13 protein-coding genes are annotated in these 16,515 nt (G+C 70.4%); 6 read left to right on the plus strand and 7 right to left on the minus strand.

The genetic code is table 11. The features are described 5' to 3' along the window. Nucleotides 1-111: 111 nt before the first annotated feature. The 7 genes from AB0I32_RS13250 to AB0I32_RS13280 form a co-directional block, all read right to left on the minus strand. Nucleotides 112-1,185, minus strand: a complete 1,074-nt coding sequence (locus AB0I32_RS13250) for an LLM class flavin-dependent oxidoreductase (RefSeq protein ID WP_357506597.1) — start codon at nt 1,183-1,185, stop codon at nt 112-114. 1 nt (nt 1,186) lies between these two features. After that, nucleotides 1,187-2,569, minus strand: a complete 1,383-nt coding sequence (locus tag AB0I32_RS13255; RefSeq protein ID WP_357506599.1) for an LLM class flavin-dependent oxidoreductase — start codon at nt 2,567-2,569, stop codon at nt 1,187-1,189. Next, on the minus strand, nt 2,566-3,378 hold the full coding sequence (locus AB0I32_RS13260; protein WP_357506601.1) for an ABC transporter ATP-binding protein: 813 nt from the start codon (nt 3,376-3,378) through the stop codon (nt 2,566-2,568). Before AB0I32_RS13260 ends, AB0I32_RS13255 begins: the two co-directional genes overlap by 4 nt. Beyond that, nucleotides 3,354-4,208, minus strand: a complete 855-nt coding sequence (locus tag AB0I32_RS13265; RefSeq protein ID WP_357506602.1) for an ABC transporter permease — start codon at nt 4,206-4,208, stop codon at nt 3,354-3,356. The genes AB0I32_RS13260 and AB0I32_RS13265 overlap by 25 nt, the downstream gene beginning before the upstream one ends. Beyond that, nucleotides 4,205-5,317, minus strand: coding sequence for a PhnD/SsuA/transferrin family substrate-binding protein (locus AB0I32_RS13270; RefSeq protein WP_357506604.1), 1,113 nt, complete (start codon nt 5,315-5,317; stop codon nt 4,205-4,207). Before AB0I32_RS13270 ends, AB0I32_RS13265 begins: the two co-directional genes overlap by 4 nt. Nucleotides 5,318-5,437: 120 nt before the next feature. Beyond that, a complete protein-coding gene (locus AB0I32_RS13275) occupies nt 5,438-5,587 on the minus strand; it encodes a hypothetical protein (protein ID WP_357506606.1) in 150 nt (49 codons plus the stop codon). Nucleotides 5,588-5,766: 179 nt separating this feature from the next. After that, the gene (locus AB0I32_RS13280; RefSeq protein ID WP_357506608.1) at nt 5,767-7,407 is read right to left on the minus strand and encodes a LuxR C-terminal-related transcriptional regulator; all 1,641 of its coding nucleotides are present in this window, start codon (nt 7,405-7,407) and stop codon (nt 5,767-5,769) included. Between the two features lie 295 nt (nt 7,408-7,702). On the opposite strand from AB0I32_RS13280, the gene AB0I32_RS13285 reads away from it, so the two are divergent. From AB0I32_RS13285 to AB0I32_RS13310, 6 genes are all read left to right on the plus strand, one after another. Then, nucleotides 7,703-11,767 carry a hypothetical protein gene (locus AB0I32_RS13285; RefSeq protein ID WP_357506610.1) on the plus strand — a complete coding sequence of 1,355 codons (4,065 nt, stop codon included), beginning with the start codon at nt 7,703-7,705 and terminating at the stop codon, nt 11,765-11,767. Nucleotides 11,768-11,881: 114 nt separating this feature from the next. Next, nucleotides 11,882-13,681 carry a M15 family metallopeptidase gene (locus AB0I32_RS13290; RefSeq protein WP_357506612.1) on the plus strand — a complete coding sequence of 600 codons (1,800 nt, stop codon included), beginning with the start codon at nt 11,882-11,884 and terminating at the stop codon, nt 13,679-13,681. Between the two features lie 225 nt (nt 13,682-13,906). Beyond that, nucleotides 13,907-14,038 (plus strand): hypothetical protein, encoded by a 132-nt coding sequence (locus AB0I32_RS13295; protein WP_357506614.1) that lies wholly within the window; start codon nt 13,907-13,909, stop codon nt 14,036-14,038. Next, nucleotides 14,035-14,622, plus strand: a complete 588-nt coding sequence (locus AB0I32_RS13300) for a hypothetical protein (protein WP_357506616.1) — start codon at nt 14,035-14,037, stop codon at nt 14,620-14,622. The genes AB0I32_RS13295 and AB0I32_RS13300 overlap by 4 nt, the downstream gene beginning before the upstream one ends. Before the next feature lie 160 nt (nt 14,623-14,782). Beyond that, complete coding sequence (wecB, locus tag AB0I32_RS13305) at nt 14,783-15,964, plus strand: UDP-N-acetylglucosamine 2-epimerase (non-hydrolyzing) (protein WP_357506618.1); 1,182 nt, start codon at nt 14,783-14,785, stop codon at nt 15,962-15,964. Nucleotides 15,965-16,132: 168 nt separating this feature from the next. Continuing rightward, nucleotides 16,133-16,315: a hypothetical protein gene (locus AB0I32_RS13310; RefSeq protein WP_357506619.1), complete on the plus strand. Its 183-nt coding sequence runs from the start codon at nt 16,133-16,135 to the stop codon at nt 16,313-16,315. Nucleotides 16,316-16,515 lie beyond the last annotated feature (200 nt).

Genomic DNA, 16,515 nt, shown 5'->3' on the forward strand with positions numbered 1-16,515 from the left:
ATCCCGCGTGACGTCCTGCGACTGTCCATCGCGGTGGTGTTCACGGGCGCGAGCATCGTCCTCGTCTCGTGCATCGCGCTGCTGGAGGTCAAGGAAGGCCGCGCAAGGTGGCTACCCGCGCAGCAAGGGCACCAGCTCCGATCCCTGACGCTCGATCTCGGGCAGGTATGGGGTGTCGGACAGCACGAAGTGGGTCACGCCGAGCCGCTCGTACTTCCGCAGCGCCTCCGCGACCTCGGGCGCTGTCCCGACGAGCCAGGTGGTCCCGGCTCCGCCGCCCCCGGCACGTCCCGGAGCCGTGTACAGGATGTCGTCCAGGACGTCGCCCCGGTCCGCGAGCTCCAGCAGCCGCCGCTGCCCGACGGCGGAGGAGCTGCCCCAGCGGCGACCACCCGGCTGCTCGTGGTCCGTCCGGGCGGCGAGCTGAGCCACCTTGGACTCGGCATCGGCCCACGCCTCCTCGGGCGTGTCCCGCACGAACGTCGTGATGCGCAGGCCGAACTCCAGCGGCGCGTGCTCGCGCCCCAGGTCCGCCTCCAGGGTGCGCAAGCGGTCGATCCGTTCCGCGATGCCGTCCAGCGGCTCGCCCCAGAAGAGCTGCACGTCCGCCTCCGTGGCGGCGACCCGCTCGGCCGCCGCCGACGCCCCGCCGAAGTAGAGCCGTGGATGGGGACGACCCGGACGGGCCGCCGGGCGCAGGTCCAGCGTCGAGTCCGTGACCTGGAAGTGCTCGCCCGTATAGGTGACCGACTCCTGCGTCCACAGCCGCCGCACGATCTGCAGGAACTCCTTGGTGCGCGCGTACCGGTCCGCCTGGTCGCCCTCGGTGTCGCCGTACGCGGCCAGGTCGTCCTGGCCCGACACGATGTTGATGCGCACGCGCCCGCCCGACAGGTGGTCGAGCGTGGCCGCCGCCGACGCCAGGTGGGCCGGCCGCCAGTACCCCGGCCGGACGGCGACGAGGGGCTCGAACGTCGTCGTCCGGGCGACCAGCGCTGTGGCCACCGTGAACGTGTCCGGGCGACCCCAGCTCGTGCCCAGCAGGGCGCCGTCCCAGCCGTGCTTCTCGAGCTGCGTGGCGTGCTCGGTCAGCGTGTCGAGGCTGTTGTGTCCCGCGGTGGCGTCGTCCCCGCGGTGGCCGGGGTGCGTCTGGTTGGGGATGTACCAGAGGATGTCGTCGGCCATGTCAGGCTCCCGTCGCGGTTGCGGTCGCAGTCGTCGTGGCGCGCTGGAGGGTCGTGTACCGGTTGGCGGGGCGGGCCAGCCCGTAGTGCTCGCGGAGGGTCGTGCCCTCGTACTCGCTGCGGAACAGCCCGCGTTCACGCAGGATCGGCAGGACGTGTGCGGTGAACTGCTCCAGGCCGGACGGCAGCGCGGCGGGCATGATGTTGAACCCGTCGGCGGCCTCGGCGTCGTACCACTCCTGCAGTGCGTCGGCGACCTGCTCCGGGGTGCCCGCGAAGGTGCGGTGCCCGCGCCCGCCGCCGAGCCGCCCGATGAGCTGTCGTACCGTCAGCCGCTCGCGCCGCGCGAGCTGCACGATGAGCGTGTAGCGGCTCTTGGCGCCCTCGATCTCGTCCTCGTCGGGCAGGTCGGCCGGCAGCTCGCGGTCCAGCGGCAGGTCCTCGGGTGCCAGCCGGAGCGTGCGGGCGAGCTGGCGCTGCGCGTACTGCGGCAGGATGAGCTCGTCGAGCTCACGCTCCTTCGCGAGGGCCTCGGCCTCGGTCGTGCCGATCACCGGCACGATGCCGGGCAGGATGCGCACCCCGTCGGCGTCCCGCCCGGCGGCCACTGCCCGCGACTTGAGGTCCCGGTAGAACGCCTGGGCGTCCCCGAGACTCTGGTGCGCGGTGAAGACGGCCTCCGCGTGCCGGGCCGCGAGGTCCTTGCCGTCGTTCGACGATCCAGCCTGCACGATCAGCGGCCGGCCCTGCGGCGACCGCGGCACGTTGAGCGCCCCGGCGACCGAGAAGTACTGCCCGACGTGCCCCGGCGGATGGATCTTGGCGCTGTCGGCCCAGACGCCCGCGGCCTTGTCGGCGACTATCGCGTCGTCCTCCCACGAGTCCCAGAGCTTGAACGCCACGTCGAGGAACTCGGCCGCCCGCGCGTAGCGCTCGGCGTGCGCGGGCTGGTCGTCCAGGCCGAAGTTCTTGGCGATCTCCGGGCCCGCCGTCGTCACCACGTTCCAGCCCGCGCGACCCGACGACACGTGGTCGATCGAGGCGAACCGCCGCGCCAGGTTGTACGGCGAGTTGTAGGTGGTCGACGCCGTCGCGATGAGCCCGATCCGCTCGGTCGCCGCAGCGATCGCGGTGAGCACGATGAGCGGGTCCAAGGTGCCCGCCGGACGGCGCCCCACGTCACCCTGCAGACCTGGCCCGTCCGCGAAGAAGATCGAGTCGAACCGCCCGCGCTCCGCGATCTGGGCCAGCCGGCGCAGGTGGGCGATGTCGTGGCCGGTGGCGTCCGGGCCGCTCTCCGGCAGGCGCCAGGACGCCTCGTGGTGGCCGCTGCTCATGAGGAAGGCGTTGAGGTTGAGCCGTCCGGGGCGGTGGTTCGTGGTCATGGGGTGTCCTCTCTGTCCAGGCCGAGCGCGTCGAGCAGCTCGGCGCGCAGTGTGCGGTGCGTGTCCTGGTCGACGGCGTCGTGCGTCTGGGTGGACGGGGTGGACGGGGTGCGGCGTTCCAGCACGATGCGCCCCGCGTCGAGCACGACCACCCGGTCGGCCAGCACGATCGCCTCGTCCACGTCGTGGGTGACCATCAGGACGGTCGGCCGGTGCCGCCGCAGCAGGTCACGGAGCAGGTCGTGCATGCGCAGCCGGGTCAGCGCGTCGAGCGCGCCGAACGGCTCGTCCGCGAGCAGGAGCTCCGGGCTGCGGGCCAGCGACCTGGCCAGCGACACGCGCTGCTGCTCGCCGCCCGACAGCTCGTTCGGCCAGGCCCGTTCGCGTCCGCCGAGCCCGACCTCGGCCAGCGCGGCGCGGCCGGCCGCGCGGGCCTGCGACGGCGCGGCCTCGTGCCCCAGCACGACGTTGTCGAGCACCCGCGCCCAGGGCAGCAGCCGCGAGTCCTGGAAGACGACGGACACGTTGCGCGGCACCTGGACCTGCCCCGACCCGTGGACGTCGTGGTCGAGCCCCGCGAGCGCCCGCAGCAGGGTGCTCTTGCCGGACCCGGACCGGCCGAGGATCGCGACGAACTCGCCCTCGGCGATCTCCAGGTCCAGCCCGTTGAGCACCCCGGCGGGCGTCCCGTAGGTCCGCACCAGGTCGCGTACGACGACGGCGGGGCGGCCGTCGGCCGGGTCGCGCACGTCCCGGCGGGCACCGTCTCCAGGGATGGCCGCGGTCAGTCCTCCAGCGTGCGTCGCCATGTCAGCGCCTTCCTCTGCAGCAGCCGGACGGAGTAGTCCGCGGTGTAGCCGAGGACGCCGTAGACGACGAGGCCGACGAAGATGACCTCGGTCTGCCCGTAGGTACGCGCGAGCTCCATCATGTAGCCGATCCCGGCGGTGCCGTTGACCTGCTCGACGACGACGAGCGCGAGCAGCGAGCCGGTCACGGCGAAGCGCAGGCCGAGCAGGAACCCGGGCAGCGCACCGGGCAGGACGACTCGCGTGACGAACTGGCGGCGCCCCAGGCGGAGGGTCTCGGCGAGCTCGACGTACCGCTTGTCGATCGACCGCAGCCCGTTGTGGGTGTGGATGTAGATCGGGATGAACACGCCGAGCGCGATGGTGATCACCTTCATCTCCTCGCCGATCCCGAACCACAGGATGAGCAGCGGCAGCAGGGCCAGGTTCGGGACGGCGCGCTTGACCTGGATCGGTCCGTCGAGGAGCGCCTCCCCGACGCGGCTCAGGCCGGAGAGCAGGGCGAGGACGACCCCCGCCAGCACTCCCCAGACCAGGCCCTGCGCGGCCCGGGTCAACGAGACCCACAGGTTCTCCAGGAGGTTGCCGCCCACCGCGAGGTCCACGCCGGTGGTCACCACCGTCCACGGAGCCGACAGCACGCGCGGGTCGATGAGTCCGGCGGCGGAGCCGGCCGTCCAGACCGCCAGGAGCAGGACGATGCCGGAGCCGGCGGCCAGGGGCACCGGCTTGCGCAGACCGAGGCGGCGGATCCGGGGGCGGACGTCGGCCGGCGGCTGTCGTACCGGGCGCTCGAGGACTGCCCGGTCCGTCTGGGCGAGGGCGGTCACCGTGTGCCCCAGGCCCGCTCGGCGGCCTCGCCCGCGACCGGGCCGAACCGCTCGTCGAAGAGATCGGCGGCCTGCAGCGCCGGCCGGTCGAGCTCCTCGGCGAGCAGGTCGATCGTCTCCTGGGTGCGCTCGATGCCGTCGGAGAGGTCGGACGGGACCTCGGGCCGGGCCGCGGTGTCGATGAGGTGCTGCGCGTCGTCGTCGGTCAGCCCCTGGTCCTCGACGTAGTACTTCTCCTTCCAGATCTCGGGGTTCTCGTAGATCCACACCCGTGCCTGGGCCCAGGCGGCGACGTACTGGCGCAGCGCGGCCGCCTTGCCCGGGTCACGGACGACGTCGGTCGGGCCGTAGAGATGGCTGGGGTCGTCCCGCAGGCCGTGCCGGAGCGACGTCGCGCCGTCGGCCCCGTACTTGTCGAGGTAGCGCAGCAGCGCGGTGCCGCCGACGGGGGCGACGTCGACCTCACCTGCCGCGAGCGCGGTCGGGTACACGTCGCCGGTGGAGGGCAGCTCGACCAGCTCGACGTCGTCCTGCGTGAGCCCCGCCGATCGCAGGGACTTCAGGACGAGCGATCCCTGGGCCTGGCCGGGGCTGAACGCGATCCTCTTGCCACGCAGGTCCGACAGGTCGTCCAGGGTGACGCCGGGTGCGCCCGCTAGCTCGTAGACCGGGTACTCCTGCCAGTCCTGGCGGTACTGGGACGCGTAGATCTGCACGTCGAGGCCGGTCCAGGCGGCATGGATCGGAGGGATCTCGGCGACCGCGCCGAGATCCAGGACACCCGCGTTGAACGCTTCGATGGTCTGCGGGCCGCCCGAGATGTTGGCCCACTCGATCTCGAAGTCGAACTTCGAGTCGATCTCGTCGCCGGCCAGCTCGAACGCCTTCTGGGTCGTCGGGTCGCCGATCGCCAGTGTCGTACCGGCGGGGATCTCGGTGGGCAGCGCCGCATCGGGGGCCAGGCCGCCCTGGACGTCGGCCTGTGCGCCGGCGGCGCAGCCGGAGGCCAGCAGCACGAGGGCCGTGACGGCGGCGAGGGCAGTGGTCGTGGTCGTGCCGCGGTGTGTCGTCGCGCGACTCGCGGCCACGCCGGCAGGTGTGTGGGGCATGGGTCGTCCGATCGTCTGTTTTTGGGTACGGCGGGGCGGCCCTGCCGGTCGGGGTTTCGACGCTCAGGGCTGTTCGTGGGATCTCGTGCGAGAGGTCCCGGTCAGGTGACGGGCGAGCGGTCAGAGCTCCGTGCGGTCACCGGTACGGTGGTCGGCGCGGTCCTTGCGGACCGGCGGACAGGTGCGGGATCCGTCGTCGGATCCGCAGTGCTGCATCAGGAGGTCTTCCAGCGCGTACAGGCCGAGATTCACGGTGGGCTGTGCGGTCATGGTGCGCTCCTCGCGACGTCGTTCTCCTGATGTCGTTCTCGTGATGAGCCAGAGGTATAGGCGCCGGCGCGGAGCTTGACCAGAGTCCGGGTCATAGCTCTCACTATCTGGACATCTGCCGTCGCCTCGTCCGATCAGGACGCGCTCGGGCGCTCTCGCGGTTGGGGTGCGTGTGAGGCCTACCCAGCCCGGTCGCGAGGAGTGTTTCGTGTCGCGCGAATGAGGCCCAGGTCTTGTGCCTTTGCAATCGCTTCTGTGCGGTGGGAGACGTTCAACTTCTGGTAGATCTTCCGGATCTGGGTGCGCACGGTAGACACCGAGACACCGAACTGCGCTGCCGCCTGTTCGGCGGTCTGTCGGGCGCTCAGTGCGCGGAGCACTTCTCGCTCGCGCGGGGTGAGGTGTACCAGGGGAGCCGAGGGCGGGGTATTGCGCCGGACAGCGCCCCCGCTGTGCAGCGGATTCGGCACGTGGGCGAGCCGCGCGAGGTCGTCGAGCTCGTTGTCGCGCAGGGAGAGGAACGGTGAGACGTGCGCGGGGGTGGAACGCAGACGTATCGCGGCCAGGAACGAGGTGCGCGCGCGCTCCGGGTGCCGCGCTCTCAGGTGTGCAGTGGCCTGAACGAGATGGTGGCCCATGCGGTCGTTGACCGGCAGGTCGCTGTACTGGACCATCTCAGCGGACAGGCGCATCGCCTCGCTGTGCTCTCCAGCCAGGAGGTGTGCCCAGGCGGCGCTCAGTGCGAGTGACTCGACCTCGGTGTGCTGTTCGGCGAGATGAAGCACGCGTGTTCCCGTGCCGGTTCGCAGCAGGAGCTTCGCCTCGGCGCGCAGCACGAGCTCTCCTGCCATGGTGCTCGGGTCGGGGCTGAGCGCTCCTTGCTGCTGGCGTGTGGTGTCGAGCATGCGCAGGCCCCTGTGCGGGTCGCCGAAGTGCGCCTCGTAGCTGGCGTTGGCGAAGGCCACGAAAGCCCAGAGCTCCCTCGGGTGCGTCGCCGGCCCGAGCTGGTCCAGGAGTCTCGCCGCGGTGGCGGGGTCACCCTCGTCGATCGCGATGAGCACGCGGGCGACTTCCGCGCCGACGGTCGTCAGATGCTCGACCCAGCCGGGTAGCGGGCTCAGGTGGTCAAGCGTCTCGAGCCAGGTACGGGCGAGGTCGAGATGACCGCGGAAGGCCGCGAGGAGCGCGAGGTTCGCCGCGGCGTTCGCCCCGGCGTAATGGGCGTAAGGCAGCTCGCCCGCTTCGGCGTGTGCCCGGGTGAGTAGTTGTGTCGCCTGGTCGAGCGAGCCCGCGAGCATCGCTGTGAGCCCGCGTTCGGACGACAGCCATCCGGGTCGGGCCGCTGCGTTGGTCGCCGTCCACGGTGGTGCCGGGTGTGCCCTCCCCAGGGTGATCTGGGCGTCGGTCCACGCCCCGATGCGCTCGGCCCCGCCGTACTCGCCGCGCATCCGCTCGGAGACCACGGCAGCCACGCCGGCCGCGATGAGATCGCCGGGCTGGGTGAACGAGCTCAACCGCTTGCCGTAGCGCTGTCCCATCACGACATAGAACTGGAGCGTCCGGCGCAGTTGGTGGTGATTCTGTTCTCTGTAGGTCATGTGGTGGTGGGCGAGGAGTACCGCGTGCAGCAGTCTGGGCCGCACCTGGAGCACTCCAGCTGGTACCCCATCGGTGGCCCGCAGCACCTCCGCCGCGAATCTGTCGGCGAGGTCGTACCAGCGGGCGTCGAACAGGTCCTCGACCCGGTCCAGGTCGCCGGATGCCAGGCCAGCGCGGATCTTCACGTCACTCAGGTCGTCGCTCTCAGGTGGGGTGGGCACTCTTCGGATCCTGCCGTTACAACGATGATGTCGCGCGATGTGGGGTGAATTCCGGGTCAGAACTGATGACACAACTGATGATTTTTTGATGTTCCTGCCGTCTACGGCTTGCGTCTCGACGTCCTAATGGGATGGCAATGAGCACGCGAGCGGCGCGTGTGAACAGGAAAGGAAAGCCATGCGCAGTGCGTCACAAGACCATCGCACCGGTCGCGCAAGCGGCCGGTCTTCTGAAGGGTCGCCGGGGGCTCGCAGTGCCCGGCGCAGTCTGTTCAAGCGCTTGCTCGGTGGTGCGATGGCCGCCGCGACGGCGTGCAGCGGGCTCGTCGTCGCGGCGGCACCCCCAGCGTTCGCCGAGACCGTCTACGAGATCGCGGGTGAGTGGGAGGAGGGCACGCCGGCCACGGTGGGCCGTGGTGACGTGGTCAACGCCGTCTGGCGGGTCAACGTCAACGACGACGAGGAGGCGCCGGCCAACGAGCCGGTGGAGAACGTGACCTTCACCGCCACCCTGGACAAGGGGCGGTTCAACGAGATCCCCGACGTCTGCCTCACTGCGGACGTCGACCCGGTCTCGGCGATCTCCGAGGACGGCAAGACGCTGACCTGCAACCTGGGCACCGTCGTGCAGGGAACCGCCGTCGTGGTGCAGACGCCGGTGGTGGTCGACGGCGAGACGGGCGAAGAGCTCACCGCGGTCGGTGAGATCAACGGCCAGGAGCTGCCGCTGGATCCGATCGAGATCGTGAACGACTTCTCGCTGGACATGCAGTTCGGTGGCAACACCAACCAGTACTACTGGAACAACGAGTACACGGCGCTCGACCTGGACCTGCAGTGGGCACTGCGGCTGGGCAAGGGCTCGGACCCCGGCCCCGACAGCGTGACCTACCGGCTGCGGCTCACGGAGAGCAACGGAGCGCCCGTGACCGTCGCGGCGAGCAGGCCCGCCGGTCTTCCGGGCTGCTCACCGTTCAACTACTTCCGGGCGGACGGAGTCCCCTGGTCGGAGCTGCCGGGCTATCCCGCCGACCAGCAGACGTCGTTCGTGGACAGCTGCACGCTGACACCGGTGGCAGGACAGCCCGGCGTCTTCGACCTGACGCTGAGCGGCATCAACTACGACCTCGCCAACGTGCCGAAGTACGACTCCAGCGGGGCGCGCAACCCGCTTCCGACAGATTGGAACTACATTGCCAGCGGCACCCTGTGGTTCCACATCGAGACCAACCAGGCAGGGTCGCTCACGCTGCAGTCGAACGCGCCGACGTACACGTCGACGACCGGGCTGACGTCCACCGACCTCGCCGGTAACAACTCCACGAGCAAGTCCTACGTGCTGCCTGGTCGCTGGGCCGCGCCGTGGTACCGGGAGTTCACCGGTGCAGGCGGCACCAACTGGGACGACACCTACCGTGTACCGGCCGGGACGCAGGTGATGCAGTACGTGAACAACAACCCCTACCGGGTGAACGCGCCGCCCACGGCGACGCACGGTCAGTGCCTGGTGTTCGACACCGACTACGTCGACTACAGCCCGGTGCCCGAGGGGGCACAACCGATGGTCATCGGATACAACCAGGGCGGTGGATCGGGCGCGCTCGAGGACCCGCCGGCGGTCCAGTACTACGTGGGTGACGTAGGTGATCCGAACACGTTCAACTGCGGGAGCAACCCGGCGAGCTGGACGACCACGGAGCCGGCGGACCTGACCACGGTCGGGGCTGTCCGGATCCTCTACCCGGACGCTCTCCCCGCGGAGCAGGGGTGGAACGGTATGCAGCTCCGCGCATACCCGACGATCGAGGACGACGTGGCGACCGGCCAGGACGTCTGGATGTTCGGTTCCGTCTACAACCCGGTCAGCGGTGTGTGGGAGGGGACCGGTGAGCCGTGGGAGTCGTCGCCGATCACGCCCACGCCCGGCGCGCGCTACCCGGCGACCAACGGGCGCCGCGACATCCTGCGGATCATCTACGCGACCCCCGCCATCCAGAAGAGCGCAGACAGGTCGACCGTCCGACCGGGCGAGCCGGCGACCTTCACGCTGACGTACTCGGCGAACGGTTCGGGGGCGCTGCCCGACACGGTCGACGACTACTCGATCGTGGACACGCTGCCGGTGGGCATGTCCTACGTCGGTGGGTCCGCGGACCCTGAGCCGACGGTGACCACGAACGGTGAGGGGCAGCAGGTCCTGACCTGGTCCATCGACGGTGTGCCGACGAACGACCCGCAGGAGCTCACCTACCAGGCGGTGGCGAGCAACTCGGTGGAGCCGGGCCAGGTGCTCACCAACACCGTCACCAGCTCGTTGGCGGGTGAGTCGTCGCGGCCCGCGACCGCTCAGGTCACGATCAGCAGCAGCGGTAACACGCTGATCGCCAAGACCACCGACCAGTGGTTCATCGCCAACCCGGACGGTTCGGGCGACGGCGAGGGGTCGTGGACCGTGACGCTCAAGTCGCAGGACCCGCAGGCGCAGGCCTACACGGACACCATCGACATCCTCCCGTACAACGGTGACGGCCGTGGGACGGACTTCGAGGGCACCTATCGGGTGACGGACGTGGAGGTGCCGGCGGGCGCGACGGTGTACTACACCGAGGCGGACCCGGCGACCCTCTCGGACGACCCGGCCGACGAGTCGAACGGCGCCGCGGGCGACCCCGACGGCAACACGGTGGGGTGGACCACCACCCAGCCGGAGAACCCGACGGCCGTCCGCGTGATCGGTGGCGGGCTCGCACCGGGGGCCACCCTGGCGTTCCGCATCAACATCGAGACCGAGGGTGCGGACCCGGGCGACACCTGGGTGAACCGTTCGCAGGCCCGCGCGGAGCACACCCGCCTGGTGATGCGGACTTCCGAGCCGCTGACCATGGGCACGATGTACTCCGCGTCGCTCAAGAAGTACGTGCAGGACCTCGACGGGACGTGGCGCGACGCGAACGATGTCGCGGACTACCCGGTCTTCCGTGACGGTGACACGATCCGGTACCGGATCGTGGTGGAGAACACCGGGCAGGGCACGCTGACCGACGTCGTCGTCTCCGACGACAAGCAGCCCGAGCTCGGTTCCTTCACCATCGACTCGCTGGAGCCTGGTGCCTCCGAGAGCCACGAGTTCGAGATCACCGCTGATGCCTCGGCCGGCGAGGGCATCGTCAACACCGCGTGTGCCGAGGCCGCCCAGCCGGACGACTCCGAGGACCCGCCGACGATCAACTGCGACCCGGCAGGCCTCACGATCGTCGGCGACCCGGCGCACGAGAAGACGCTGATCTCGGCGAAGCCGATCGGTGACGGCCAGTGGGAGGTCGTGTACGGCATCGAGGTGACCAACACGAAGGCCGCGGCCACGTCGTACACGCTGGACGACGAGCTGCACTTCGCCGAGGCGGCGACCATCGTCTCGGCGGAGGTGACGTCCTCGCCGGACGGGGTGACGCTGGCCGAACCTGTCTGGGACGGTCAGAAGAACCTGACCGTCGCCTCCGCGGTGCCGCTCCTCGGCAACGACGACGGTGGCTACGAGCCGCACCGGTACGAGCTGACCGTGATCGCCGACGTCCCGCTGCAGGTGCCCGGTGCGGGCACGGCGGACGACCCGACCATGTGCGGCCCGGACGGTGACGACTCCGACACGGCGTTCAACAACACGTCTGCGATGACCGACCCGGCCGGCCAGGTCGAGGACGATCAGGCGTGTGCGCCGATCCCGTCGATCGACATCACCAAGTCCGTGGTCGGCGACCCCGTTGCCGGCAAGGACGGGGAGTGGACGATCACGTACGAGATCAAGGCCACCAACAGCGGTGCCGCCGACGGTAAGTACACGCTCACCGACCGCCTGCGGTTCGGCGCGGGTATCGACGTCACGTCCGCGGAGGTGACGGCCACGCCCAAGGGTGTGACGGCCGCGGAGTCGTGGACCGGTCAGGGTGTCGAGGGTGACGACGCGAACGTGGTCGCCTCCGGCGTGAACCTGCGTGCGGGAGCCACCCACACGTACCGGGTCAAGGTCGAGGCCATCGTTGACGGTGACGCCGCCAACGAGTCCACGTTCACGTGCCCCGAGTCCGGCTCCGGCAAGCCGGGCGGGTTCGCGAACACTGCCGGCATCGGTCACAACGACCTGACCGACAGCGCGGACGCGTGCGCCACTCCGAAGGAGCCCGGCAAGCCGGTCGAGCCGGGTGACCCGGCCGACCCGGTGAAGCCGGGCACGCCGAGCGACCCGCCGCCTCTGGCGATGACGGGCGCCGACATCGGGTGGATCGCCGGGGGAGCAGCGCTGCTGATCCTGCTCGGTGCCGCCGCGATGGTCGTCTCGCGTCACCGCCGCATCATCGGCTGACGCCGTGACACCGGAAGCCCTGCCCACGGGCACCCAGCTCGTGGGCAGGGCTTCCATCTCCGCACCACCCGCACTGCGCACCACCCAGCAACGCACCGATCAAGGGAGCGACGCGTGAAGGACCAGGCACACAACCTCGCAAGGACCACCTCCGGCCCGAGCCCGCACAGAGTGCTGCGCACGGCATGGGCCGGCGCCATCGCTGCGGTGACCGCGGGGGGTCTGCTGCTCGCCGCGTTGCCCGGTGTCCCAACCCCGGACGCTCCCGATGGTTCCCGTGGTCTTGCGGCCGAGCCGCGCGGACTCGCCGAAGCTGTGCTGGTCAGGCAGGCCGAGACGAGCCCGGCCGACGTGAGCCCGGCTCAGGTCGTGGTGGTCCTGCAGCGCGCCGAGCGGCAGGCGCGGGAGCAGGGCCCAGACCTCAGTCCGAGCGTGGCGCAGGCCGCTGCCGAGCTGGGCATGCTCTACACCACCTACCTCGCGCAAGAGCTGACGCTGACGGAGGGCACCGAAGGCCTGCGCATCCAGGACGCGCCGATCGCACGCGCCGACGAGAACGGCGGCGCACGCGGCGTCCCGGAGGGGGAGGTTCCGTCTGCCGTGCAGGTGTCATACAGGCCGGCGGCGGTCCCCGAGTCGCACTCTGCCGAGCCGGACGGGCGCGCTGCCGGGCCGGACGCGGGCCACGCTGAGCCGCACGCGCACACCGGCTATGTCACCTATGAGGAGGTGGTGGTCGCGGCCGTGCGACTGGCGAGCCTGCTGGATGCCCCGGCGCACACCGGTCAGGTGGACGTGCAGCACCCCGACCAGCACCAGGACGGCATGACGCCGAGTGAGCCCCGGGTGCGGGGTGCGGACGGCCTCGAGCAAGGGCAGGGCTTCCCGCTGCGCGCGGGCCTGCTCGAAACCGTCAAGGCGTTCGGTGGCTCGACCGTGGGCTATGCCAACGGCCGGATCCCCGCCGCGGTGCTGTGCCCGCTGGACTTCGCACCGGGGCACATGCTGCGGTGCGACGCCGCTGAGCGGCTGACGGCGCTGAGCGCCGAGTTCGAGCGCGAGTTCGGGCACCCGATCCCGATCACCGACTCCTACCGGTCCTACGTGGCACAGGTCGCCGTCGCGCACGCCAAGCCGCACCTGGCCGCGATCCCTGGCACGTCCAACCACGGCTGGGGCCTGGCCGTGGACCTGAGCGACCCGATCTCCGGTGGCACCTCCCCGGAGTACAGGTGGTTGCGGGTGCACGGCCCGGACCACGGCTGGGACAACCCGTCCTGGGCCCGGCCGGACGGCGCAAAGCCCGAGCCGTGGCACTTCGAGTTCTTCGCCGCCGGGCAGGTTCCCGGCCGTGCGATCGATCCGTCCGACGTCGGCAACGGGGGCTCGGAACGCCCCTCCACCCCACCCGGCACGGTCAACGCGGCGGGGACGGCTGACGACAGGAAGGTCACCCGCTCCCGTCACCAGGCGGCGGCCGACACCCGACCGAAGGAGCGCCCAGCCGGGGAGGAAGTCCGCAAGCCGGGTAAGAAGCCGGTGGACAAGCCCATCGCCGGCCAACCGGCGCAACCGCCGACCAGGCCCAACCCCGGCCCCCGCCCGAAGCCGACACAGAGCGTCCCGGCACCGGAGCCGACGACCCCCACGCCCACGCCGACCCCGTCACTCCCGACCGCGGAGCCCTCGGCCACGCCGTCACCGAGTCCCTCACCGTCGCGCCCAAGCCAGGAACCCTCGACCTCACCATCACCGAGACCGTCGAAGCCGGCGCCCAGCCCCAGCCCGGAGCCCACGCTGCAGGGTAGCGGCGAGACGCGGCAATCGCCGTCGCCCACCCCGGCAGTGTCGTCCCGTCCCCTTTCGGGGCTCGTTCGAGGCCTGGGTCTCGACGTCGACGGCGCCGAGGAATGACCGGAAGGTCGAGGCGCCCGAGGCGTCAACGGGAAGGGACCGTGATGCAGAGGGGCCCGACCAGCCACGGGGCTGAGGGGGCCGGAGCGAACGTGGATGCCTCGCGCCGTGGTGAGGGAGTGACCTGTGTCACACAGTCCGGGACCGTCGTGACGTCGGCTCCTTGGCGTCTGTCCGCAGGAGCGGGCCGCCAACCAGCGGTCCACGTCCTGAGAGGAACGCATCATGTACAACACCACCCCTGGTATCGGTACTCGAGTCGCGACCGACCCCGTGATCACGTGCAGCGCCGACGGGTTCATCGTGATCCGAGCCAGTGGTCACCGCCGTCGTGCCACCGTGGCCGGCGAGCCGTGATCGCACCGTCGGTCGAGGTCATGATCGTCGAGTCCCGCACCCCGCCTCCTCGGGTCTTGCCGCGTGCGTTGGTCGCGGTACCGGTAGCGACGCTTGGTTTCGCCGCCCTGGTCTCTGCCGATCACTTCCGCCATGGTGAGGCGGTGCTCGTGGCTCGGCTGCTCGAGCACCTGTTCTCCCGTTCGTCGATGGTGAGCTCGACTGCCCCGGGCCTCTACTACGAGTCGATGGCGGGCGGAGTGCCCGTGTGGGCCGCCGTGATGGTCACCGGCACCGTCTCGGCCTCGTGGTTCGTGGGCGGCATGCTTCTGATCACCTCATTGATGCTGCTCCTCTGGCGTCGTGCTCCGGTGGCGGGCCTGTTGGTCGCGAGCCTGGTGACGATCACCGCACTCGCCGTGGTGAGCACTGCGCGAACGGTTCTGTCCATCGAAGCTACCGCCCGCTGGGGCGAGACCGGCTTCGGCTGGACGATGCACACGGTCGGTGGCCCGCTCCTGATGGTCGCGACGATGTGCCTGTGCTCGCTGCTCTTCACGCCGGGCACCCTCCTGGGGGCTGCTCGACCCACGGGGGACGCGTGAGCCCTCTCGGCCTGTTCGGCAGTCCGGACCATCGGGCCTGGTCAGCGGCCGGACTGCTGGCAAGAGAAATCACGACCAAGGGCGTCATCACTCCCACCCGGTCGCGTCGGTCACGTCGGCTCGTACTTGCGAGCCACCCGTCCGAGCAGAGAGAAGCAGCATGCCCCAGATAGCTCGCCGTGACATCGCAGTGGTCTATGGAACACGGCCGGAGGCGGTGAAGCTCGCCCCGGTCGTCAACGAGCTCAAGCGCCGGGACACCCACATACCGCGCGTCGTGTCCTCCGGAGAGCAGCGCTCCGCGCTCGACCAGGTCAACCAGCTCTTCGACATCGTTCCCGACCATGATCTGGGCCTGCTGCGGCGCGGCTACTCGCTCGACGACGTGCTGATCGGCGCCGTCCGAGGATTCAGCGAGTACCTCGACGGGCACCAGGTCGACGCCGTGGTGGTCCAGGGCGACACCACCACGGCGTTCGCCGGCGCACTGACCGCCTATCACCGCCAGATTCCCGTGGTGCACGTCGAGGCGGGCCTGCGTACCGGGGACATCTACTCGCCGTTCCCGGAGGAGGCGAACCGCAAGTTCATCAGCACCATCGCCGCCCGGCACTGTGCGCCCACGGCCCTGGCGGCACGCAACCTGCGGCACGAGCACGTGCCGGAACACCAGGTCACCGTCACCGGCAACACCGTCATCGACGCGCTGATGTACACCGCCTCCCAGCCGGTCCGGGTCAGCGAACCGGTCGTCGAGGCGGCCATCAAGGAGGGGCGTCGCATCGTCCTGGTCACCGCACACCGGCGTGAGTCATGGGACGACGGGATCGAGCGGGTCGCGCGTGCCCTGGTCGAGGTCGCCGACCGGTTCCCCGACGTGCTTGTCGTCCTGCCGCTGCACGGCAGCCGGTTGGTGCGCGAGGCGATAGTGCCGACCACCTTCAACACCCCCAACATCCTGCTGACCGACGCCCTGCCGTACGCGGAGTTCATCCGGACCCTGTCCAACGCGACAGTGGCGGTCACCGACTCGGGCGGCATCCAGGAGGAGGCGCCGGCCCTCGACGTGCCCGTCGTGATCACCCGCGACACCACCGAGCGCCCCGAGCTCCTCGATGCCGGCGGCGGCGTGCTGGTGGGCACCCACACGGGGCGCATCGTCGACACGCTCACCACGCTGCTCACCGACGAGGCGTTGCACCGCCGCATGGCGAACGCACACCGCCCGTTCGGTGACGGGCATGCCGCGAGCCGCGTCGTCGACGTCATCGAGAACCTGCTCGCCAGCCGGCGAACGGAGGACGTCGTCACCGGGAGGTCCGCACCCGCACTCGCCAACTGACCCCTGGCTCCCGCTGGTTGCTCGGTTCATGCCCGGAAGCTGGGGTTCTCGGGCATGAACCGAGCTTTCGGCGGGAGCCGCTCGTCCTACCGAGAGGAAACGCATATGTCTCACCCTCTGCCTGTGCCTCCGGATCCGGCTCCGCTCCCACCGTTGCCCGATGCCGCCGTGAGGCTGGTCCGACTCTCGCGGGCCATGACGCGCGGCGCGGTCTACATCGTGCTCGTGGTGCTGTGCGCACTCGTGCTGGCCTCGGTCGCGACGTCCCGCTACGCCGAGGCCGCCGTCGCGGCCTGTGTGGTCGGGTACGTGCTCTTCGCCGTCACCGCGGTCCGCGGCCGCAAGACTTGACCCCGGGACGACCTCGTCCTCCGCGACGGCACGTCCCGATGGCCCCGCACCGCACGGTGCGGGGCCTGCATTATGCATGCATTCGCATGCTCCCAACCGCCCTGACCAGGCAGATCACCCTCTCGATCACCTCAGTGGCCTGCGACACGCCTCTCATGCCCTCGCGTCTTCCCCATCGCGTACGTCCGTGCGCCGACAGC

Origin of the sequence: Promicromonospora sp. NPDC050249 (assembly GCF_040656015.1) — a bacterium.
Lineage (GTDB): Bacteria > Actinomycetota > Actinomycetes > Actinomycetales > Cellulomonadaceae > Promicromonospora.

Coding starts and splice junctions, on each gene's coding strand:
- AB0I32_RS13250 (WP_357506597.1), bottom strand. CDS start 1,185: ATGGCCGACGACATCCTCTGGTACATCCCCAACCAGACGCACCCCGGC.
- AB0I32_RS13255 (WP_357506599.1), bottom strand. CDS start 2,569: ATGACCACGAACCACCGCCCCGGACGGCTCAACCTCAACGCCTTCCTC.
- AB0I32_RS13260 (WP_357506601.1), bottom strand. CDS start 3,378: ATGGCGACGCACGCTGGAGGACTGACCGCGGCCATCCCTGGAGACGGT.
- AB0I32_RS13270 (WP_357506604.1), bottom strand. CDS start 5,317: ATGCCCCACACACCTGCCGGCGTGGCCGCGAGTCGCGCGACGACACAC.
- AB0I32_RS13275 (WP_357506606.1), bottom strand. CDS start 5,587: ATGACCGCACAGCCCACCGTGAATCTCGGCCTGTACGCGCTGGAAGAC.
- AB0I32_RS13285 (WP_357506610.1), top strand. CDS start 7,703: ATGGCCGCCGCGACGGCGTGCAGCGGGCTCGTCGTCGCGGCGGCACCC.
- AB0I32_RS13295 (WP_357506614.1), top strand. CDS start 13,907: ATGTACAACACCACCCCTGGTATCGGTACTCGAGTCGCGACCGACCCC.
- wecB (WP_357506618.1), top strand. CDS start 14,783: ATGCCCCAGATAGCTCGCCGTGACATCGCAGTGGTCTATGGAACACGG.